This is a genomic window from Arthrobacter sp. 05L417 (assembly GCF_056397865.1).
This window is the reverse complement of the sequence record NZ_JBFTOG010000036.1, coordinates 23,338-44,288: the sequence shown is the minus strand read 5'-3', so window position 1 is coordinate 44,288 and position 20,951 is coordinate 23,338. Positions and strand designations below refer to the sequence as shown.

Sequence of the window (20,951 nt, the reverse complement as noted above, 5' to 3'; positions counted from 1 at the left end):
TGAGCCTGGGGCCTCAACCCCCGGACAATTGGTCCTCGAGATTGAAGATTTCCGTGAGCTGGACGAATCCTTGGTCGGGTGCCCGTGCGTCGTCTTCGAATAGCAGTGCCATTTCCGCCTGCCAGCGGGCATTCACATCAGTCAGCGCCATACGGGCCCGCGCCGCATCGAAATCGTCGCATTCCACGTAGCCCACCAGCAGCCCGTCGTCGGCCAGGAACAACGAATAGTTGTTCCAGCCGGCTGCCTTGAGTTCACGGAGCATCTCCGGCCACACAGCCGCATGGCGGCGCCGGTACTCGGGAATCCGGCTGGGTTTGACCGAGGAACGGAAACAGACGCGCATGTGGATTCTCCTATTTTCATGAATCGTTTCATTCGATGAGCGCAAGGTCGTTGCAAATCGCGCGGCTTACCGGGTGCCGGCCCGGAGCTGGCGGTATTCCTCGCGGGGAACCGGCGTCGCGTCCGGCGTGCCCAGCTGATTGAGGGGGATGCGGTACGTTTCCCGCGCCGACCAGGCGGCCACAGCGCCGATGATACAGATTCCGAAGCAGATGGACCCGATGATGAGCGGTACATTCGCGGACCCCGGTGGGGCGATCGCCGTGAAGATACTCGGAAGGAACGCGGTGATGACGAGGCCGATGTTCTGCGAGATGGCGAATCCCGTGACGCGGGTGCGGGCGGGGAAGAGCTCCTGGAAATAGCTGGCGAACGTTGCATTCCAGACCTGATAGAGCGTGCCCCACATGAGGATCGAGAGGATGATCGTGAGCAGTACATTGTTCTGGCTGACTGCGTACAGGTACGCGTAAGCCAGCACGCCGGAGCTCAACGAGCCGAAGATCATCAATGGCCGGCGGCCGAACCGGTCCGACAGATCTCCGAACAACGGGATGAGGGCCAGTGCGACGACGTTGGCCAGGACCGGGATCCAGAGGTAGACGGTGGTGCTCATGCCGACGCCGTATCCCGGCTGGGTAGCGTATGCCGCACCGAAGACTGCCACGGTGACTCCGACGACGTTGACCAGGGTCATGCAGACTGCGCGCAGCACGTCGAGACCGCTTTCCCGCAGCACGCGGACGATCGGCATCTTCGGGATCTCTTGGTGCGCCTTTTCTTCGGTGAAGATGGGGGTTTCTTCAACCCGGCGGCGGATTATGTACCCGGCGAACACCACGAGGGCGCTGAGGAGGAACGGAATGCGCCAGCCCCAGGATTTGAACGATTCACTGGAGAGCATGGCAGAGAGCGGAAGAAAGACCGCGGCGGCGATAATCTGTCCGGCCTGGGTGCCCTGGAGCGCGAAGCTTGCGTAGAACCCCCGACGGCCGAAAGGCGCATGCTCCACGATCATGGCGCTGGCGCCGCTCAGTTCGCCCGCCACGGCAAAGCCCTGGATGAGCCGGACGGCAACCAGCAAGACGGGTGCCAGAAGGCCGACCTGACCGTAAGTGGGCAACAGTGCGACGGCGAAGGTCGACGCGCCCATCATCAGCATGGCCAGGACCAAAACGTTCTTCCGGCCATGCTTGTCGCCCCACTGTCCGAGGACGAATGCACCAATCGGGCGGGCAACGTAGCCCACGGCGTACGTGCCAAGCGAAGCGATCAGCGCCACGGTCGGATTTCCGGCGGGGAAGAAAACGCCGGGAAAGACCAATGCAGCGGCCTGTGCATAGATGAACCAGTCGTAGTACTCGAGGGCGCTGCCGATCCAGCCGCTGGCTGCCGCTTTCCTCGTGGTGCTGGACTGTCGCGGTTCGATTGAACTTCGCTGCCTACTCGCGTCGATCTTCATATTGTCCTCCTTTGGACAAGTCGTTGGGGCCACTGGAAGGGCCTTCCCGTCTTTGGGTGTGGTTTCCAGTAGGAGGGCGGCGCCATCGCAAGGATCGGACTGAACTTCCGCTTGGTATGCGCTTTCCCATCTGGTAAGCGCTTTCCATAAGACACCCGCGCGGCCCCGCTGTCAAGGTTAAGTTGTTGTGCAGGTCACAATGGCGGGGGACTCTCGGCCCGGCGCGATCGTGCCATCCGTGGAGCCGCCGCGAACCTGTTTCCTACGTAGGATCGCAGCGGCCGCCGCGAACCCCAGGAACTAGGTCGAACCCGTGCTCCTGCGGAGGGTGACGCTGCCCGCGACGGCCGCCGGACCGCCGTCGTCGGAAAGGGTCGCAATGGTTGCCAGCCGTCCGATTTCCTCCAGCGGCAGGCTCACGGTGGAGAGCGCCGGCCGGAAGTCCCGGAGCCATTGGATGTCGTCGAATCCTGCGAGGCTCGCGTTGTGGGGGATCCTGAGCCCCTGGTCCCTCAACGCGGCTGCCACCCCGATGGCCATGACATCGTTGGTCGCGAAAATGCACAAGCGCTGTTCCGGTACCGGCTGGCCGGAGGCCTTGATCCGCCAGGCAAGCTCAATACCGGCGTCGAAGCCGCCGTTCCGGTTGAACGGGACGTGCACAACATCCGCGGCTGGCTGCCCGGCGTCGGACAAGCCTCGTTGGAATCCCGTGACGCGCTCATCCGAAGTGGTCAGCCCCTCTGGACCGGCCACAATGACGAACGGCCCTTTGTGGGTGCGCGCCAGATCCCGCGCCAGATCCCGCGCAAGTTGTTCGTTCGGGACGGCGATCGTGCGGTAGCTGTCCGTTTCGGCCACGCCCAAAATCGCTTGCCCTACGACGCCCACGCGCCCGCCGTTGCGGCAGTAGCGGTCCAGTTCGGCGGCTAGCTCGGTGTTCGCGCGGGCGTCTTCGGAGCGTGTTGATCGCGATCCTGCGATGACGATCGACTCTGCCCGCCGTGCAGCGAAGGCGGCGACGGCGTCCTTCTCCTCGGCGGGTGTGCCGTTGGTGGTGGCGAGCAGCACCATGCGGCGCTCCTGCCTTGCTGCGGCCTGGACGCCTTGCGCTATGGCGGAAAAATATGGGTCCGCGATGTCATGGACGATCAGGCCAATGAGCCCCGTGCTGGATTTCGCCAACGCCTGGGCCTGGGCGTTCGCGATGTAGCCCAGGGTGTCGGCCGCCTGCCGGACGCGCTCGGCGATTTCCGGGGCGGGCGTCCTCGCGGAACCATTGAGCACCCGGGAGGCGGTGGCGGGGGAGACGCCGGCCAGTTTGGCCACTTCGGACAGCGTGCTTGCAGTCACGGACAACTCCTCTTCAAAGCCTCAGTCTCGGGCACTTCCAGCGACATCCGATTATTGCAGTCCTAACTGGCCTTGGGAAAGCGATTGCCAGGCCCGTGGTGGCGTGTCATCATGAATGCATTGGGAATGCGCTTTCCCACCTCATTACTTTCCACCTGAAGAAGGACTCATGGGCTACGAAACAAAGACGATCCGAATCGCCATGAACGGCATCACCGGGCGGATGGGTTACCGCCAGCACTTGCTGCGTTCCATCCTCCCCATCCGCGACGCCGGGGGCTTCACCTTGGCAGACGGGACCCGCGTCCAGGTCGAACCGATCCTGGTCGGCCGCAACGAGGCCAAGATCCGCGAACTCGCCGAACTCCACAAGGTTTCCGAGTGGTCCACCGACCTGGACGCCGTCATCAACGACCCCACCGTCGACGTCGTTTTCGATGCGTCGATGACGAGCCTCCGCGCGGCGACGCTGAAGAAGGCCATGCGCGCCGGAAAGCACATCTTCACCGAAAAGCCGACGGCGGAGACACTCGAGGAAGCCATCGAGCTGGCCCGCATCGGCAAGGAATCCGGCGTCACGGCCGGCGTGGTGCACGACAAGCTGTACCTGCCCGGCCTGGTCAAGCTGCGCCGCCTCGTGGACGAAGGCTTCTTCGGCCGCATCCTCTCGATCCGCGGAGAATTCGGCTATTGGGTGTTCGAAGGCGACGTCCAGGCAGCGCAGCGCCCGTCCTGGAACTACCGCAAGGAGGACGGCGGCGGAATGACAACGGACATGTTCTGCCACTGGAACTATGTCCTTGAAGGCATCATCGGCAAGGTCAAGAGCGTCAACGCCAAGACCGCCACCCACATCCCGACCCGCTGGGACGAGCAGGGCAAGGAATACAAGGCCACGGCCGACGACGCTTCCTACGGCATCTTCGAGCTCGAGACCCCGGGCGGGGACGACGTGGTCGGGCAGATCAACTCCTCCTGGGCGGTCCGCGTCTACCGCGACGAACTCGTGGAGTTCCAGATCGACGGCACGCATGGCTCCGCCGTCGCGGGCTTGAACAAGTGCGTCGCGCAGCAGCGCGCCCACACGCCCAAGCCCGTCTGGAACCCGGACCTGCCCGTCACGGAGTCCTTCCGCAGCCAGTGGCAGGAAGTTCCCGCGAACGCCGATCTGGACAACGGCTTCAAGTTGCAGTGGGAAGAATTCCTGCGCGACGTCGTCGCCGGCCGGGAACACCGCTTCGGGCTGCTTTCCGCCGCCCGCGGCGTGCAGCTCGCCGAACTCGGCCTGCAGTCCTCGGACGAGCGCCGCACCATCGACATCCCGGAGATCGTGCTCTGATGACCACTCTTCTTCTTCCAAACCACGACGGCGGGACCCGCCTCTACAAGGTGCAGCCGGCCACGTCGTGGGCCAGGCCGACGGCGGCTTTGACGTCCCGGCGCGCCTACGCCGCGGCGCACGTGATCCCCGAAGCGACGGCCGACAACACCCCTGGTGCCCCCGCGCGCTTGGACTGGGACGCCACGATGGCGTACCGGCACGAGCTGTGGTCCTACGGCCTGGGTGTTGCCGACGCCATGGACACGGCACAGCGCGGCATGGGCCTGGACTGGGCCGCCACCCAGCAGCTCATCAAGCGAACCGGCGTCGAAGCGGCTTCCGTGGTGGCGTCCGGCAACGTGGCTACCGCCGGGAAGACCGTCAGGGACCTCGTCTCCTGCGGTGCCGGAACCGACCAGCTGGACCTGGACTCCGTCCCCGAGGGGCCCGCCGGAATCAAGGCCGTGCTGGACGCGTACCGCGAGCAGATCGCCGTCGTTGGCGAAGCCGGACCGAAGGTCATCATCATGGCGTCCCGGGCGCTGGCCAAGGTGGCAGTAAGCCCTGAGGACTATCTGCGGGTCTACTCCACGCTTCTCAGCGAGGTGGACCAGCCCGTCATCCTGCACTGGCTCGGGACCATGTTCGACCCCGCCCTGGCCGGCTATTGGGGATCGGACGACGTCGCCGAAGCAACGGAAACCTTCCTTGGCCTGATCCGGGACCACGCGGACAAAGTGGACGGAGTGAAGGTCTCGCTGCTCGACGCTTCGCATGAAGTTGCCCTGCGCGCAGCCCTTCCGGAGGGTGTCCGCCTGTACACCGGCGACGATTTCAACTACCCGGAACTTATCGACGGCGACGGCGCCCACCACTCGGACGCGTTGTTGGGCATCTTCGCCGCGATCTATCCTGCCGCTTCGGTCGCGCTGCAGAAGTACGACGCCGGCGACGCCGCGCACGCGCGTGCCATCCTGGACTCCACCCGCGAACTGGGCAAGCACATCTTCAGCGCCCCCACGTTCTACTACAAGACCGGGATCGCGTTCATGTCCTGGCTCAACGGCAAGCAGCCCGGCTTCCAGATGGTCGGGGGGCTGCATTCCGGCCGCTCCGTGGTCCACCTTGCACGCACCTTCGAACTCGCCGACCAAGCCGGGCTCCTGAGCGATCCGGCGCTGGCCGCCTTCCGCATGTCCGACTACCTCCGCATCAATGGAGTGGGCGCATGAGCGACTTTTTGCGATTGTCCGACTTTTCCAGATTGTCACTGAACAGCGCCACCACCAAGAAATGGACGCTCACCGAGGCTGTGGACGGTTGCGTCCGTGCCGGGATCCCGGCGATCGGGCCGTGGCGGGACATCGTCGCCGACACTGGTCTGGACAAAGCGGCCAAGCTGATCAAGGACGCCGGACTTCGTGTCTCGTCCCTCTGCCGCGGCGGCTTCCTCACAGCGGCCGACGCCGAAGGGCAGGCAGCCGCTTTGGCGGATAACCGTGCAGCCGTCCTCGAAGCCGTCGCGCTGGATACGCAGGAGCTGTTCCTGGTGGTCGGCGGACTCGCCCCGGGAGAGAAGGACGTCGTCGCGGCCCGCCAGCGCGTGGCCGACCGCCTTGAGGACCTGGTGCCCTTCGCCGTCGAACACGGGGTCCGGCTCGTGCTCGAACCCCTGCACCCGATGTACGCAGCGGACCGGGCTCTCATCTCGACCCTCGGCCAGGCGCTCGACCTCGCCGCACCCTACGACACGAGGGCGGTCGGCGTCGCCGTCGACACCTTCCATGTGTGGTGGGATCCGGAGCTGAAGAAGCAGATCCAGCGGGCCGGCCGGGAAAACCGGATCGCTTCCTACCAGGTGTGCGATTTCAACGTCCCCATCGCCGCCGACGCGCTGCTCTCGCGCGGCATGATGGGCGACGGCGTGATCGACTTCGCGACGATCGGCGCCTGGGTGCGCGACGCCGGCTACACGGGCGACATCGAAGTGGAGATCTTCAACCGGGACATCTGGGACGCCGACGGCGATTCGGTCCTGGAAACCATGAAGCAGCGCTACGCGGAACTCGTGCTGCCGTACGCCTAACGGCACGGCGGCGGTCTGAAGGGCGGGGCACATTGCGTGCCCCGCCCTTTCAGTGTGCCTATCCCGTGGCGGAGACCCGCCCGGCCACCAGTTTTGCAACCTCGCCCGGAGACAGCCTGCCGTCGACGATCCACACCGTGAAGGTGCGGACCAGGGAGTCGCCTGCTGCAAGCTCCACTGACCGGTCCCAGGCGAGGGCCGAACCCACTGCGGGGTAATCCGCCATCCGGACGAACCAGGGATCCTGCGCCGCAGCCGGAGCTGCGAACACCAGGGTGGCAGGGCCATCAGGAAAGTCCGCTGCCCAGGCCAGCCACGGTGACGCCGAGCCGTGGACTTCGGGCTCCCCACGACTTTCCGCTGTGAAGACTTCTGCCCCGGCGCACGCAGGCAAGCGCCAGAAGAAACCGCCGTAGCCGCTTCCGAGGGCGCCGTTTGAGCCGGGGCCGCCCAGTGAGGAGTCGACGACGGCGGTCAGTTCGGTTCTTAGCTCCAGTTGCCATGTGCGGTGGTCGAGCTGCCGGGAGCGGGTGGTGCGGCGTTCGCGGAGAAGTTCGGCGCCGTCCGGTGCCTGCCAGCTCAATTCCTGCTCCAGCAAGCTGGGCGCGTGAGTTGCGGAGACTTCAACGATGCGCCCATGGTCTTGGCGTTCTTCGTAACGGCCGGCAGCTCGGACGTACGTTTTGCCGCCCCAGAAATTGGTCCCGTTCACATCTTGCAAGGCGAATCCCGCGCCAAGGTGCCAGGGATGGTCCGCCGGGAGGTGATCGGTGACGGTGACTCCGGCGAGTGTGCGGACCGGGTGCAGATAGGGCCGCGGGGAGAGCCTCGCGGCCAGACCGGTGCCGCTCTGCAGGGTTGCCAAGACGACGGCGCCACCCGGCCCGGTTTCATCGGGCATGCTCAAAACCGTGTTTCCTGCGTCGACGGCCGGCCGCGCCCAAGGCAAGCCGAGTTCGCTGAAGGTGGCGTGCGCCGCCGTCGCGCGTTCCAGGGCGTCTTCGATTCCGTCGATCACGGCACGGGCGGCGTCACCGTCGCCCTCCCAAGTGACGTATCGCCCAGGGATCAGCGCCGGAGACTCTGCGGTGCGGATCGCCTCGAGGACCTGCATGAAGGCGCCGCTGTCCGCGAGGGGACTGATCAGCGGCGCCGCGGGGCCCGGCGTCGAGCGCTGCTGGTGACCATGTTCCAGCAGGTCTTCAGTGAGGTCTACCCGGCCGTATACCGTTTCGCGCTCCCCGGCGGCAGAGCTGACCGTGAGGCGGTCTTCGGTGTAGTGGAACACCGCCGTGCCTTCGCTGCCCTGCAGGGTGATGTACGGTTCCACGGACTCGGCGGCGCAGAGAGTGAGCGCACACGTGATGGGCAGGCCCGCGGCGGTGCGGATCCGGATCACCGAGGTGTCGTCGGATTCGATGTCGTTGGCTCTGTACAAGTCGGTTTCCACGGAGGCAAGATCGTCCACCGTCCGCGCCCCGGCGATCCTCAGGGCGGTGGCGATGGCGTGTGCCAAGGGGTTGGTTGCCACTCCGTCCACGACGTCGATGCCGTCCAGGCTGCGTCTGCCCGCCCAGCGCGAGCGTTTGTAATAGGCACGGTCACGCACCCAACGCCCGGTGGCCGAGATGCCCAGGAGCGTGCCGATCTCTCCCGCCGCAAGCAGTTCCTCAATGGCCGGGAGGGCCCGGGATCCGAGGCTTTGGAAGCCGACCTGGACGCTTCTGCCGGCCGCGGTGGCGGCTTCCTGCAGCTGATTGAAGTCGGCGAGGGAAGCCACTGGAGGCTTCTCAAGGTACAAATCGGCGTGGGGGAGCGTCGTGAGGGCGAGTTGCGCGTGCGTCTGGATAGGGGTGGCCACAATGACCAGGTCCAGCGCGGAGGTTCCCGCCAGGAGTTCGTCCAAGGTGCTGAATACCTCGGTTCCGGGCGGGAGGGCGCCGGGGGCAGGCGGATTCGGATCCGCGACGGCAACAAGGCGGACGACGCCGTTGGCCTGAAGCCTTTCGAGGTTCTGCAGGTGGTGCGCGCCGAAGCCGTGGACGCCAATAAGGGCCACCCTACTGGGCTCATGGCCGGGCTGTTTGTATTCTGCCGGGACGGGCGTGGACAGGGTGCCCATGGCTCTCCTCATCTGTCCCCGGAAGGCGGGGTAGCTGACGTCGGTGTCGGTTCAAAGGCGCTTGGTAAGCGCTTTCCAAGAAGAGTGTACCTTGGGCCGGGGGGAGATGTAACGCCCTGCGTTTAGACGATCCGGCCGGCCGGCAGTTTCTCCCCGGCCTCGACCGCGACGTCGATCGAATTTCCCGCCACGGGCATGGGGCATGTGCCATATGGGGTGAAAGCGCTCGGGTAGTTGATGGCGCGGTTGAAGTCGAGGACCACGGAACCGTCGGGCCGGGGGCGCGAGACGGCCAGCTTGCGCCATTCGTCCGTGGTGTTGCCGTTCGTCTCGTCGTGGAAGGTCACGGTGAGGGCTCCGAGCTTCTCGGCCTCGGCGTGCAGGCGGATCTCGTGGGGAAGTCCGGGCGCCCGGAAAACCACCTCGCCTACCGATCGGTGCACCCCATCCACCAAAGGATTGGCTGTCCCGATCGGCACATCCACGGGCTCGGGGTACGCCTCGAAGCGGCCTTCAAGCACCCAGTCCGGGTTGTATTCAAAGGTGGGAACGGCGTCGAACTCCGTCAACACCGGCGAGGAGTTGTCCCTCGTGCGGATGGCGTACTTGTCCGCGCGCATGGCCAGTTCCACCACAACCTCCGTGCCATCCGCGCCGCCGAACTGCACCCACATGAGCGATTCCTCGTCCTGGAGGGTGGCCGAAATCGTGCCGTCCACGGGAGCTCCCGTCTCCACGAGCGTGAGTCCGTCCGCCGCGCTCGCGGTGAGTGTCGCCGTCGTGCCGTCCGTAGACCAAAGCCCGGGGACGAGCTCGACGGCGGCAGGTTCGGATTCGAGCCACTGGAAGGAGGTGAGGCTCAGCCAGCCGTGGTCCGCCGCGAGCGCTGTGTTGCGGCCGGTGCGGAAACGCTGCCAACGTTCCAGCTGGGCGTTGCTTGCGGGGGCTGTTGCGCTCATGGTTCCTCCAGCGGCTTGGGCGGTGTTCGTTGGCTTAACCATGCACCCGTCGCCACCATTCCCGGAACCCAACTAACTAGCAGTAGATGTCGTCTTGACGGCTCATAACGACAACAACTGCTAGTCAGTTGGGCGGCCCGAGGCGGCCAGGGCGCGCAGGCGGAACCTGCGACAACATTTGAGACGGATTGCCACCCGTGTAAGGGCTGCGGGTAGGATTCCTTTGGAAATATTAGTAATCCGGCTCACAGTATCCAGCGCAGTGTACGGGCCACACCCAACGCCAGAAGGTATTTTTCATGGTTGACACTGCACATCTCAGCACCGACCTTGCCGCGGAACTGCGGGCCGATGTCCGCCGCGTCTCCACGCTTCTCGGAGAGTCGTTGGTCCGCCAGCATGGCCCCGAACTGCTTCAGCTCGTCGAGCAGGTGCGCCTGCTCACCAAGGAATCCAAGGAAGCCGCCCGCGGCGGCGCCGACGCCACAGGCCCGTGGAGCGCGCACGACGTCGTCGCCCAGGTCCGTGAGTTGCTCGCCTCATTGCCCCTTGAGGAAGCCACCGAGCTAGTCCGCGCCTTCGCCTTCTATTTCCACCTCGCCAACGCCGCCGAGCAAGTGCACCGCGTCCGCGGACTGCGCACCCGCCAGGAAAAGGACGGCTGGTTGGCCAAAGCAGTGGCAGAGATCGCCGATGAGGCCGGAACCCAGGCCCTGCAGGACGTCGTCAACGAGCTGGACGTTCGCCCGATTTTCACTGCGCACCCCACCGAGGCTTCGCGCCGTTCAGTTCTGGACAAGATCCGCAAGCTCTCGGACGTCCTGGCCGAATCCACCGTTGAGGGCACGGCCGCCCGCCGTCGCCAGGATCGCCAGCTCGCGGAGATCATCGACCAGATGTGGCAGACGGATGAATTGCGCCAAGTCCGCCCCACTCCGGTGGACGAGGCCCGTAATGCCATCTACTACCTGAGCAGCATCCTGACCGACGCCATGCCGGAAATGCTCACGGACCTTACCGAACTGCTGGGGGAGCACGGTGTTGTCCTGCCCGCGCAGAACGCCCCCATCCGCTTCGGTTCCTGGATCGGCGGAGACCGCGACGGCAACCCGAACGTCACCGCCTCCGTCACCCGCGAAATCCTGCAGCTTCAGAACCAGCATGCCGTGCGGATCAGCATCTCGATGATCGACGAACTGATTTCGGTCCTCTCCAACTCCACGGCCCTGGTGGACGCGGAAGAGGACCTCCTGGACTCGATCGCCGTCGACCTCAAGAACCTACCCGGCCTGGACAAGCGCATCCTTGAGCTGAACGCTCAGGAGCCGTATCGCCTCAAACTGACGTGTATCAAGGCCAAGCTCATCAACACGGGCCGCCGCGTGGCTGCGTCCACATACCACGAACCCGGCCGCGACTACGCCTCCACCTCGGAGTTGTTGGCTGAACTGGAACTGCTGGAAGCCTCGCTGCGGAAGCACTCGGCTGTGCTCGTGGCCGACGGCGCCCTGGCCCGGGTCCGCCGCGCGATCGCTTCCTTCGGGCTGCACTTGGCGACCCTCGACATTCGCGAGCATGCCGACTACCACCACGACGCCGTCGGGCAGTTGGTGGACCGGATCGGCGTCGGGACCCCCTACGGCGAGTTGAGCCGCGCCGAACGCTTCGAGCGGCTGAGCGCGGAGCTGGCTTCGCGCCGCCCGCTGTCCGGCCACCCCATCAAGCTCGACGGCGACGGCGACCGCACCTACGACGTCTTCCGCAGCATCCGCCACGCCCTCCAGACATACGGGCCCGACGTCGTCGAGACCTACATCATCTCCATGACGCGCGGCGCGGACGATGTCCTGGCTGCCGCGGTGCTGGCCCGCGAAGCAGGGCTGATCGAGCTGTTCGGCGCGGCTCCGTATGCCAAGATCGGTTTCGCCCCGCTCCTGGAGACCGTCGAAGAGCTGCGGGCCTCGGCCGAAATCGTTGACTTGCTGCTCTCCGATCCCTCCTACCGCGAGCTCGTACGGCTGCGTGGCGATGTCCAGGAGATCATGCTGGGCTACTCGGACTCCAACAAGGAATCCGGCGTCATGACCAGCCAATGGGAGATCCACAAGACCCAGCGCAAGCTGCGCGACGTCGCCGCCAAGCACGGCGTGAACGTCCGGCTGTTCCATGGCCGCGGCGGTTCCGTGGGCCGTGGTGGCGGGCCCACCTACGACGCCATCATGGCCCAGCCGAACGGCGTGCTTGAAGGCGCGATCAAGTTCACCGAACAGGGCGAAGTCATCTCGGACAAGTACTCCCTGCCGGAACTCGCCCGCGAAAACCTTGAGCTGTCCCTGGCCGCCGTGATGCAGGGGTCCGCGCTGCACCGCACCCCGCGCACCTCCGACGACGAGCGTGAGCGCTACGGACACGTCATGGAGATCATTTCCGACGCCGCGTTTGCCCAGTACCGTTCACTGATCGACGATCCGGACCTGCCGGCGTACTTCCTTGCCTCGACGCCTGTGGAGCAACTCGGATCCCTGAACATCGGCTCGCGGCCCTCCAAACGCCCGGACTCCGGTGCCGGACTGGGTGGGTTGCGAGCCATTCCGTGGGTCTTTGGTTGGACGCAGTCGCGGCAGATCGTTCCGGGGTGGTTCGGCGTGGGCTCAGGGCTGAAGGCAGCTCGCGAGGCAGGCAACACCGCCGAGCTTGCAGAGATGATGAAGCGCTGGCACTTCTTCCAGTCCGTGATTTCCAACGTGGAGATGACCTTGGCCAAGACGGACATGGACATCGCAGGGCATTATGTGTCCTCCTTGGTTCCTGAAGAGTTGCATCACTTGTTCAAGGCAATCCGGGCTGAGTACGACCTCACGGTTGCCGAAGTGGAACTCCTGAGCGGGGAAACCGAGCTCCTGGAAGCCCAGCCGACGCTCAAGCGTTCCCTCGAAATCCGCGACCAGTACCTCGACCCCATCAGCTACCTGCAGGTGGAGTTGTTGCGCCGCGTCCGTGAAGCTTCCATTTCCGGTGCCGAGATCGACGAACGCCTTCAGAGGGCCATGCTGATCACGGTCAATGGCGTGGCCGCAGGCCTCCGCAACACTGGATAGCTCGCACTTCCCTTCCCTCCGACCCTCGCTCACTTATGTGGGTCTTTTGGCGCACGCTCGCTCACATCATGTGAGCGAGCGTGCGGCCGGGAGGGCTTGTTTGTGAGCGAGCGTTGGGCCCCTCCGACCCTCGCTCACCTATATGGGTCTTTTTCCCGACGCTCGCTCACATCATGTGAGCCGGCGTTTCCGGGGGGAGCGCCACAGGTGAGCGAGCGTTTAGGGTGGAGGGATGCCGTCGTTCCAGACCAAGTTGAAGATCACCGGGCTCAAGCCGGGCAATCCGCCGGAGTCGGTTATGGCCGCAGCCCTTGAGGCCCTGGAAACGCGTCATCATGTCGAATCCAATCAGCTCGACATTGTTGGTGGCGTCGCCCAAATCAGCCTCCGCTTCCTGGTGGAGCCGCGCGACTACCCGGGCGAGAACAACGAGGCCCGCGCGTCGGCAGCCATGATGCGCGACGCCGTCGAACGCGTAGCGCTCACAGGGAACCTTTACGTGCTGCGCCGCAAACGGGGGAAATGGTCGCCGGTTTGAGCCCGACGCCGGGACGCGCCTAAAGGTGCGGCGGCTCGCCCGGCTCGTCCACCGGCGAACGGTCGCCCCGGCGACGCGTGACGATCACGCCCACCACGACGCCGATCACCAACCCCACGCCGACGCCGATCAGTGAGCTCGCCCAGAACGGAAGCTTCGTCGTCGAGCCCGCAAAGTAACCCAACCCGGCTTGCCACGTGGCCCACAACAGGCCGCCCAAGCCGGCGCAGAGACTGAAGCCGCGGGAGGAAACCTCGGCGATCCCGGAAGCGGCCGACGCAGCAAGCCGCCCACCAGGGATGAACCGGGCACCGATAATCGCGCCGTAGGTGGAGGAGCGCCCGGCCCTGGCGATGGCCCGGTGGATGCCCTGATGGACTTTGCGGCCCCAGGCCCAGCGGTCAAGGACGTGGCCCAAGCGGCGCTTGAAGAGCTGGAAAACTATCATGTCGCCCAACCACGACCCGCCGGCGGCCAACAGACCCACCAGCAACAGGTTGACCCGACCCTCAGCGGCCAGCGCGCCACCCGTGATCACCAGCATCTCGGACGGGATGGGCGGGAAGATCGCGTCGCCGACCACCATGGGGATGATCCAGGCGTAGATCGCGGCTCCCCAACCATCGGCGGTGGTGATGTCCATGGGCACAAATTACCCCACTTTGGTGCATCCGACGGAGTGTCGTGCAAGACTGGCGCCATGCGGCTCGAAATCCTGCAGGGTGACATCACCACGCGCGACGTCGACGCGATCGTCAACGCTGCCAACTCGTCTTTGATGGGCGGCGGCGGAGTGGACGGCGCGATCCACCGCGCGGCCGGCCGGGAGCTCCTGAACGCGTGCATGGAGGTGCGAGAGCGATACCCGCACGGACTGCCGGTGGGCCAAGCCGTGGCCACCCCCGGCTTCAAATTGCCTGCCCGATGGGTGATCCACACCGTTGGCCCCAACCGGCACGCAGGCCAGAACGATCCGGAACTGCTGGCTTCGTGTTTCCGCCAGAGCTTGAAGGTGGCCGCTTCCCTCGGGGCGCGTTCTGTTGCGTTCCCCGCAATCAGTGCGGGGGTCTACGGCTGGGACGCGCGCGAGGTCGCCACAGTAGCGCTCGACGTCGTCAGCGGGTTCGACGCCGAACACTCCAGTGGTCTGGAACTCGTCGAATTTGTTCTGTTCAGTGCGGAGACGACGGACGTGTTCCGGAGCGTGTTCGGGGCTTAGGAACAGTGGCGCGCACTTTCGCCCGCGGGGTTAGGCGGACTGCGCCTCAAGCACGGACTTCAGCTGTCCGAGCTGTCCGACTTCCACCTCCATGGTCTTGGTGATCATCGACCCCATGAGCTTCATGAAGCCCTTGGGTTGGAGATCCAAGGTAAAGCGTACGGTTGTGCCGCCGTCGTTGTCGTTCAGCGTGAAGGATCCTGTTGGGCGGGCCGGGCCGGCAATGACCTGGAAATCGAGTCGCTTGCCCGGCTGGGCCGCGGTGATCTCGTAGTCGCCGGCGATCGTGCGGCCACCGGGGCCTGCCATCGTCTGGGAGTACACGGCCCCCTGGTTGCCTGCTTCCCCGCTTGCGAGGGCGACGGTTTTAACTGTCGGACGCCACAGCGTATTGTTCAACCCGTTCGCCAAGAAGGCGTAGACGTCGTTTGCGGGGCGGTTGATCGAGACTTCGTTTTCAGCGTGGGCCATGTGGTTCCTTTTCGCGAGACCGAACTCCGCCCGCGGTCATCGGGCCGGCAAGACTGAGCATATACGCCCGATCCGGCGGGCAACGTGGAACCGAGCCGCTGTTTCCCCGCCCCGCGCTGGATACCGACGCTCGCTCAGATATGTGGGTTTTTGGCCGGGCGCTCGCTCAGATGTGACCCCAAGCTGAACATGTTCCTCATTTTGGTGAGCGAGGGTTTGGGGAAAGGGCGCCACTGGTGAGCGAGGGTTTCGGGAAAGGGCGCCATTGGTGAGCGAGCGTCCCGGGAAAGGGCGCCACAGGTGAGCGAGGGTTTGGAGGGGGCGTCAGGCGGGGTGGGCTTCGCTTAGCTCAAGGCGGCTCCGGTATTCCACGGACTGTTTGCTGATGGGGTCAACGAAGCGGATGCCGCGAGCGAGCAATTGCAGCGGCTTGGAGTAGTCGTCCGGGGCCTTGTCCAGGAGTTCGGGGTAGAACGCGTCGTTCACGATTCCCAGCCCGAGCGAAGCCATGTGCACGCGAAGCTGGTGGGTCTTGCCGGTGTGGGGCTCAAGCCGGTACAGCGCTCGGCGGGCGGCGCCGCCGTCGTGAGCGCCGCCGTCGTGAGCGCCGCCGTCGAACGTTCTCAGCAGCTCAATGCGGGTTTCTGCGTTGGGTTCGCCGTCGATCACCTCGGCGAGGAGGTAGCTGCGGGATTTTGTCATGCGATTGCGCACGACGGCGGGGAATTCGACGGCGGGAAAGCCTGCGGCGGGTGCCGCCGCGGAGACGCACTCGTACTCCTTTTGCACCTGCCGTTTTTCGAAAAGCACCTGGTACTTGCCGCGGGTCTCGGGGTTGGTGGAGAGCAGCAATACGCCGGCGGTCATTCGGTCGAGCCGGTGCATCGGGATGAGGTCCGGCAGGTCCAGCTGGTTCCGGAGCCGGACGAGCGCGGATTCCTGGATGTAGGTTCCGCCCGGAGTGGTGGGCAGGAAGTGGGGCTTGTCGACGACCAGGAGGTGCTCGTCCTGGTGAAGGATTTTGATCTCCACCGGCAGCCGGGTCTCAGGTGGGAGGGTGCGGTAGTACCAAATGAAGGTGTGTTCTTCGAGGGGGGTGCGGCGGTCAAGGGGCGCCCCGCCCTCGCCGACGATTTCACCGGCGTCGAACCTGTCCTCGATGCCCTGGGGGTCGATATGGCCCCAGCGGTGCATCATGTAGTCCATCGCGGTATCCCACGGCCCCTCGTCCGGAAGGCGCAGACGGGTGGCGTTGACGCCGTCGCGCACGGGAAGGGGGGATTGCATCACCGGTCCATTCTACCGGGGCTGCCTCAAGGCCCGTCGTGTCTGGCGCCCCATCGCCTGTAGGTGGCACACCCGCACGCTCAGTACGTTGTGCCGCCTGGCAAAATGACGGGCTTGATGGGCTGTTGGTTGAAGTTGAAGTCGTTCACCAAGTTGCCAAGTTGGGGGTTGTTCTCCCGGACATCCGGCCGGGAATCTGGCCGCCCGTCGGTGGCCGGGTCGAGGCGTTGGCCGTGGAGGAAGTCGTCTTCGATGAACTTGGCGTATGCGTCGTGGCTGAGGATCTGGTGGTCGATGTTGCCCTGTTTGGCGTAGGGGCTGATGACGATTCCAGGGACACGGAGTCCGTAGCCGTTTTGGTCCACGGTGGGCGGGGTGACGTGGTCGTAGAAACCGCCCCAGTCATCCCACGAGAGGAAAATGGCGGTGCTATTCCAGTCCGGGCCCGACATGACGGCATTGATGAGGCCCGTGACGTAGGCCTGCCCGGTGCTGATCAACGCCGGGGGGTGCTCGCTCACGGATCCGGTGGGGTCGATCCAGCTCACGGCAGGCAGCGTGCCCTTCTTGGCGGCGGTATAGAAGTTGGTGAGGGACTGGACGTTGCCTAGCTGGCCGTCCTGCTTCACGGTGTCGAAGTACGGTAGCGGATTCCAAATGCCCGGTGTCTTCGCGTTCTGGGCTACGGGAGCGCAGGATATGGCCGCGTCATCTTGGCAGTCGGGCTCGGTGCCGTTGAAGACGTAGTACGCCCAGGGCACGTTCTGTTTGTGCAACAGGTAGGTCAGATCGGTCCAAGCGTAGTCAGGCGGAGCAAGCAGATTGGCGGCGGCCAGCAGCTTTTGCTTGAGCGCTTCGGGGAAGGTTGCTTTGTCGATCGCGGCCTGGCAAGTCGTGTAGGAATCGGAGCCGGCACAGTTTTGCGTGATGAGTGTGTGCAGTTGCATGGCAATGTCCGGTGTGATCCCGGCAGCAGCGAGTGCATCCTGGCAGGCCTTGTTCTGCAGGCCGGCCCGGCATTTGCCGATGAGGGTGGACTGGATCGAGGTGGTAAAGTCCGGCGGACTGCCCGGATTCTGGAGGGCGTTTACGCAGGATTGTGGATCGCCCGCGCGGCTGCATTTGGCCGACCATTCCGAGACCATGTATAGGTGCTCGGGCAGGCTCCAGGAGGCGTTGGGTTCGAACATGTGGTCCTGCAAGGTGAAGTCCCTGGCATACGCCCAGTAGTTGGGCAGATCACGCGCGTCGTGGTAGCCCATCACGTCGCTTTGGTTGCCGCCCGCGCAGGCTGGGGCGTTCGGTGCGCAGTTGTTCGAGGCTTTCTCGGCCTGGGCGATGAAGCCGTCCATTTTCCCGCCGTCGATGTCCGCCGTGGCATTGCTCTGGCTGTGCGGGCCACCGGAGTTCCGGTCGGAGGGGTCGTAGTACGGTTTCACGCAGGATCCGCTGGCCGGATCGGGAACGCACACCGCGGGGGCACCGTTCTGCACAGGTATGCCGTCCGCTCCGGGGAAGGTGCCAAAGTAGCTGTCGAACGAGCGGTTCTCCTGCATGATGACGATGACATCTTGGATCTTCGAAATCCCTGTATCCACCGCGGACGTGCCGGCCCCAGCCGAGGCTGCAGCGGCGCCGGCGCCGGCGCGAGCCCCTGCCGCGGCGCCGGCCCCACCGCCGGCCCCAGTGCCGGCCGCCACCAACGTCCGGGACCAAAAGGCGCCGAAAAAGACGGTAGCGCCCACAAGTGCGATGACCGCGACGACGGACAAGGCAGCGAGGGCCGGACGCCGCAACGCCCAAGCCCGGATACGCCCTTTGCGACGCCTGAGTGGCCGATCGGCTCCGGACTCAGCGGGCGGACTGTTGAACGTCATCTTGCACCTCGCGGACAGTGATACCCGCAGGGTACTCCTTGGTTGACCGCTGCGGTACAGGCCGGTACGGCGTCCCGCAAGACGGCGCCAGCAACTTTCCGACGAGAAAAAAGTTATTGACAATAAAAGTTGTCGGTAGGCAGAATAGAGGCATGTTGGACATCGAAGTGATCGAGGATCCCGCCGCGGCGGAAGCGTCGCTGGACCCGATCCGCACCCGCATCCTGCAGGAACTGGCCGAGCCCGGTTCCGCCACGCAGCTGGCCGTTAAGGTGGGCCTGCCACGTCAGAAGGTCAACTACCACCTCAAGGCCCTCGAACGGCATGGACTCGTCGAGCTCGTGGAGGAACGGAAGAAGGGCAACGTCACCGAACGCGTTTTGCGCGCGACGGCGGCGTCGTACCTGATCTCGCCGGTGGCACTTGCGTCCGTGGCGCCGGATCCCCGACGCTTCTCGGACCGCTTTTCCGCCTTCTGGCTCCTGGCCCTCGCGGCCCGGACGGTCCAGGAGATGGGCAAACTGATAGGGGGCGCGGCCGCGGCCAAGAAAAAGCTTGCGAGCTTCGCGATCGACGGCGAAATCACCTTCCGATCGGCGTCGGACCGCGCCGCTTTTGCCGAGGAGCTCGGCGTCGCGGTGACGCGGCTTGTGGACAAATACCACGACGGCGGAACCGGTGCTTCGACCGAAACAGCGAGCGGCGCACGCAACCACCGGCTCGTCGTCGTACTCCATCCCGCACTCAAGACAAACACGCAGCACTTTCCAGAAAAGGAACAGGATAATGACTGACAACCGTGAATTCGAAATCGTGGCCGACACCGAACTGCCCGGCACTCCTGAACGGGTCTGGCAGGCTGTCACCCAGGACACCTCGGCGTGGATGTTTCCCACGGATCAGTGGCCGGCCGTGAAAACCGTGGACGAGTACCCCAGCCACCTTGTGACCCGGATGGACGGGCCGGACGGCTGGTTCAACCAGCTGGAGCACGTGCTCGAACCGCTCGACGGCGGCCGGGCCAAGCTGCACTATGTCCACAGCGGCATCTTCGCGGACAACTGGGAGGGGCAGTACGACGGCGCCAGCAAGCACACCGAGTTCTACCTGCACACCCTGGGCCAGTACCTTCAGTACTTTGACGGCAAGCCCGTGGTCTTCACGGATATCCAGGGCCCTGCGGCCTCGCAGACACCCGACGGTTTCGTGCAACTGAAGAAGGCCCTCGGCGTGGACGGCGTTGCGCAGGGTTCGACGGTTGAGGTGGACGTCGACGGCGTGGGCCGGCTGAGCGGAGAGCTCGACTTCTCCAACCAGCACTTCCTGGGCCTACGGACGGCCGACACGCTCTACCGCTTCTTCGGCCGCAACTCCTTCGGAGCACCCGTGGGCATGACGGTGCACGATTTCAGCGGCAGCAGCGATTCCGAATTGACCGCGAAGGCCTGGGGTGGGTTCCTGGAGAAGGTGTACGCCTAGAACTGCGACTCGCAAAAAGCTGGCCGACACGCAGATGGTCTGACGACTACGGAATTCCGGAGTCCTCAGGCCGTCTGCGCGTCGCACGGCAATTCGGGCGTCATTGCCAGCCTCGCGCCACGGCACCCAACGCCGCGTCGTAGATCCCTTCCCAATCGGTTCCGGGTTCTTCCATGTTCGCCAACTCCAGGCTGACCAGTCCGTGGACCTGTCCCCAGATGGACATGGCGATCATCGTGGCCTCGGCGGCGCGGACGGTCCCCGCTTTCTGCGCGGCGGTCACCGCCTCCATGAGGGGAAGCATGGCTTCCGAGGCGACTGCCGGCGTCGGGCTGCAGTCCACATAGCTGGCAAGTGCGCCACCAAACATGAGCCGGTACAAGGCCGGGTGTTCCAGTGCCCAGGAACGGTAGGCGAGCCCCAAGCCTCGGAGCCCACCGCTTTCGGCGAGCCGTTGCGAGTCGCCGAACGAGCGGAATCCGTCGTCGACGGCGGCCGTCAGCAATTGCGCCTTGCCGCCGAAAAGTGAGTAGACCGCCGTGGTTGAGGTCTGGGCGGCCGCGGCAACGTCGCGGAGAGTGACCCGCGCGGGGCCATCCCGGTCAACGAGTTCGGCCGTCACCTGAAGAAGCCGCTGCCGGACGAGCTGGTCATGAACGATGGGTCTTGCCATGCCTCCAAGTGTTTCATAACATTGTTTCGTAACAACGTTATTAAACTCAATGAGCGGAACTTGAGCTACCGTTCCCAGACCGAAGGATTCACATGGCACAGGAAATCTTCCCGGGACGCTTCACGGCGGACACTGGGCGCGAGTCGGTGACCGTTTTCCTCATCGGAATGCGGGCCAACCGTTGGTGGAAGATCGGCAAAGTGGCGCGCGTGGCATCGGCAATGCCCACCATGCTTCGCCATCTCGCAGCACATCCCGAGTCCGGAATGCTCGGCTGCGAACAGTGGTTCGGGCGTACCACCATGCTCCTCAGCTATTGGGAGAGCCCCGAGCATCTGAGGCGATTTGCGGCGGACAGGGACTCGCCGCATTTGGGGCCGTGGCGACGTTTCATGAAAGAAGTCTCGGGAAGCGGTGACATTGGCGTGTGGCACGAAACCTATCAGGTGCCGGCGTCGGGAATTGAGGCGGTCTACAACGGCATGCCGCAGTTTGGCCTGGCCAAAGCAACCTCGCATGTCCCGGTCGGTCCGGGCACCAACACTGCCAAGCAGCGCATGGGTGCCGGGCAACCCAACTGACTCGCATTTGTTGTCGTTCTGAGGGCTCGAAACGACAACAAATGCGAGCCAGTTGGGTGGGGGAGGGGCGACGGCGACGG

General features: G+C 64.9%; 19 protein-coding genes. 9 read left to right on the top strand and 10 right to left on the bottom strand.

Going from position 1 to position 20,951, the window contains the following annotated elements; translation table 11 throughout:
- Nucleotides 1-13 precede the first annotated feature (13 nt).
- The 3 genes from AC1DJW_RS20835 to AC1DJW_RS20825 all read right to left on the bottom strand — a co-directional run bounded on the left by AC1DJW_RS20835 (nucleotide 14) and on the right by AC1DJW_RS20825 (nucleotide 3,160).
- Nucleotides 14-346 carry an L-rhamnose mutarotase gene (locus AC1DJW_RS20835; protein WP_284753107.1) on the bottom strand — a complete coding sequence of 111 codons (333 nt, stop codon included), beginning with the start codon at nucleotides 344-346 and terminating at the stop codon, nucleotides 14-16.
- A gap of 66 nt (nucleotides 347-412) precedes the next feature.
- On the bottom strand, nucleotides 413-1,807 hold the full coding sequence (locus tag AC1DJW_RS20830; protein WP_390281797.1) for an MFS transporter: 1,395 nt from the start codon (nucleotides 1,805-1,807) through the stop codon (nucleotides 413-415).
- Nucleotides 1,808-2,107: 300 nt separating this feature from the next.
- Nucleotides 2,108-3,160 (bottom strand): LacI family DNA-binding transcriptional regulator, encoded by a 1,053-nt coding sequence (locus AC1DJW_RS20825; RefSeq protein WP_459341667.1) that lies wholly within the window; start codon nucleotides 3,158-3,160, stop codon nucleotides 2,108-2,110.
- Nucleotides 3,161-3,329: 169 nt separating this feature from the next.
- On the opposite strand from AC1DJW_RS20825, the gene AC1DJW_RS20820 reads away from it, so the two are divergent.
- Genes AC1DJW_RS20820 through AC1DJW_RS20810 form a run of 3 tightly spaced genes read left to right on the top strand, consistent with a single transcriptional unit; the run spans nucleotide 3,330 to nucleotide 6,567 of the window.
- On the top strand, nucleotides 3,330-4,499 hold the full coding sequence (locus AC1DJW_RS20820; RefSeq protein WP_390281801.1) for a Gfo/Idh/MocA family protein: 1,170 nt from the start codon (nucleotides 3,330-3,332) through the stop codon (nucleotides 4,497-4,499).
- Nucleotides 4,499-5,713 (top strand): dihydrodipicolinate synthase family protein, encoded by a 1,215-nt coding sequence (locus tag AC1DJW_RS20815; protein ID WP_476902380.1) that lies wholly within the window; start codon nucleotides 4,499-4,501, stop codon nucleotides 5,711-5,713. The genes AC1DJW_RS20820 and AC1DJW_RS20815 overlap by 1 nt, the downstream gene beginning before the upstream one ends.
- A gap of 14 nt (nucleotides 5,714-5,727) precedes the next feature.
- Nucleotides 5,728-6,567 carry a sugar phosphate isomerase/epimerase family protein gene (locus AC1DJW_RS20810; RefSeq protein WP_284753262.1) on the top strand — a complete coding sequence of 280 codons (840 nt, stop codon included), beginning with the start codon at nucleotides 5,728-5,730 and terminating at the stop codon, nucleotides 6,565-6,567.
- A gap of 58 nt (nucleotides 6,568-6,625) precedes the next feature.
- Here the strand turns inward: AC1DJW_RS20810 and AC1DJW_RS20805 are convergent, their stop codons facing one another.
- Nucleotides 6,626-8,689 carry a DUF6807 family protein gene (locus AC1DJW_RS20805; RefSeq protein ID WP_476902379.1) on the bottom strand — a complete coding sequence of 688 codons (2,064 nt, stop codon included), beginning with the start codon at nucleotides 8,687-8,689 and terminating at the stop codon, nucleotides 6,626-6,628.
- A 122-nt stretch (nucleotides 8,690-8,811) separates the two neighbouring features.
- Complete coding sequence (locus tag AC1DJW_RS20800) at nucleotides 8,812-9,648, bottom strand: DUF1684 domain-containing protein (RefSeq protein ID WP_476902378.1); 837 nt, start codon at nucleotides 9,646-9,648, stop codon at nucleotides 8,812-8,814.
- Nucleotides 9,649-9,947: 299 nt separating this feature from the next.
- Here AC1DJW_RS20800 and ppc point away from each other — a divergent pair, with 299 nt between their 5' ends.
- Complete coding sequence (gene ppc, locus AC1DJW_RS20795; protein ID WP_390281809.1) at nucleotides 9,948-12,746, top strand: phosphoenolpyruvate carboxylase; 2,799 nt, start codon at nucleotides 9,948-9,950, stop codon at nucleotides 12,744-12,746.
- 232 nt (nucleotides 12,747-12,978) lie between these two features.
- Nucleotides 12,979-13,284, top strand: coding sequence for a hypothetical protein (locus tag AC1DJW_RS20790; protein WP_390281332.1), 306 nt, complete (start codon nucleotides 12,979-12,981; stop codon nucleotides 13,282-13,284).
- Between the two features lie 19 nt (nucleotides 13,285-13,303).
- Here AC1DJW_RS20790 and AC1DJW_RS20785 read toward each other — a convergent pair whose 3' ends face one another.
- Nucleotides 13,304-13,927, bottom strand: a complete 624-nt coding sequence (locus AC1DJW_RS20785; RefSeq protein WP_390281330.1) for a DedA family protein — start codon at nucleotides 13,925-13,927, stop codon at nucleotides 13,304-13,306.
- A gap of 57 nt (nucleotides 13,928-13,984) precedes the next feature.
- Here AC1DJW_RS20785 and AC1DJW_RS20780 point away from each other — a divergent pair, with 57 nt between their 5' ends.
- The gene (locus AC1DJW_RS20780) at nucleotides 13,985-14,503 is read left to right on the top strand and encodes an O-acetyl-ADP-ribose deacetylase (RefSeq protein WP_284753123.1); all 519 of its coding nucleotides are present in this window, start codon (nucleotides 13,985-13,987) and stop codon (nucleotides 14,501-14,503) included.
- 30 nt (nucleotides 14,504-14,533) lie between these two features.
- Here the strand turns inward: AC1DJW_RS20780 and AC1DJW_RS20775 are convergent, their stop codons facing one another.
- The 3 genes from AC1DJW_RS20775 to AC1DJW_RS20765 all read right to left on the bottom strand — a co-directional run bounded on the left by AC1DJW_RS20775 (nucleotide 14,534) and on the right by AC1DJW_RS20765 (nucleotide 18,138).
- Nucleotides 14,534-14,974: an SRPBCC family protein gene (locus AC1DJW_RS20775; RefSeq protein ID WP_476902377.1), complete on the bottom strand. Its 441-nt coding sequence runs from the start codon at nucleotides 14,972-14,974 to the stop codon at nucleotides 14,534-14,536.
- Nucleotides 14,975-15,298: 324 nt separating this feature from the next.
- Nucleotides 15,299-16,261: an RluA family pseudouridine synthase gene (locus AC1DJW_RS20770; protein ID WP_476902391.1), complete on the bottom strand. Its 963-nt coding sequence runs from the start codon at nucleotides 16,259-16,261 to the stop codon at nucleotides 15,299-15,301.
- A gap of 80 nt (nucleotides 16,262-16,341) precedes the next feature.
- On the bottom strand, nucleotides 16,342-18,138 hold the full coding sequence (locus AC1DJW_RS20765; protein WP_476902376.1) for an alkaline phosphatase family protein: 1,797 nt from the start codon (nucleotides 18,136-18,138) through the stop codon (nucleotides 16,342-16,344).
- Between the two features lie 152 nt (nucleotides 18,139-18,290).
- On the opposite strand from AC1DJW_RS20765, the gene AC1DJW_RS20760 reads away from it, so the two are divergent.
- Together AC1DJW_RS20760 and AC1DJW_RS20755 are read left to right on the top strand one after the other, a co-directional pair.
- The gene (locus AC1DJW_RS20760) at nucleotides 18,291-18,932 is read left to right on the top strand and encodes an ArsR/SmtB family transcription factor (protein WP_476902375.1); all 642 of its coding nucleotides are present in this window, start codon (nucleotides 18,291-18,293) and stop codon (nucleotides 18,930-18,932) included.
- A complete protein-coding gene (locus AC1DJW_RS20755; protein ID WP_390281323.1) occupies nucleotides 18,925-19,617 on the top strand; it encodes an SRPBCC family protein in 693 nt (230 codons plus the stop codon). Before AC1DJW_RS20760 ends, AC1DJW_RS20755 begins: the two co-directional genes overlap by 8 nt.
- A gap of 100 nt (nucleotides 19,618-19,717) precedes the next feature.
- Here AC1DJW_RS20755 and AC1DJW_RS20750 read toward each other — a convergent pair whose 3' ends face one another.
- Nucleotides 19,718-20,290 carry a TetR-like C-terminal domain-containing protein gene (locus tag AC1DJW_RS20750; protein ID WP_476902374.1) on the bottom strand — a complete coding sequence of 191 codons (573 nt, stop codon included), beginning with the start codon at nucleotides 20,288-20,290 and terminating at the stop codon, nucleotides 19,718-19,720.
- Nucleotides 20,291-20,382: 92 nt separating this feature from the next.
- On the opposite strand from AC1DJW_RS20750, the gene AC1DJW_RS20745 reads away from it, so the two are divergent.
- Nucleotides 20,383-20,871 (top strand): DUF4188 domain-containing protein, encoded by a 489-nt coding sequence (locus tag AC1DJW_RS20745; protein ID WP_390281321.1) that lies wholly within the window; start codon nucleotides 20,383-20,385, stop codon nucleotides 20,869-20,871.
- Nucleotides 20,872-20,951: the final 80 nt, after the last annotated feature.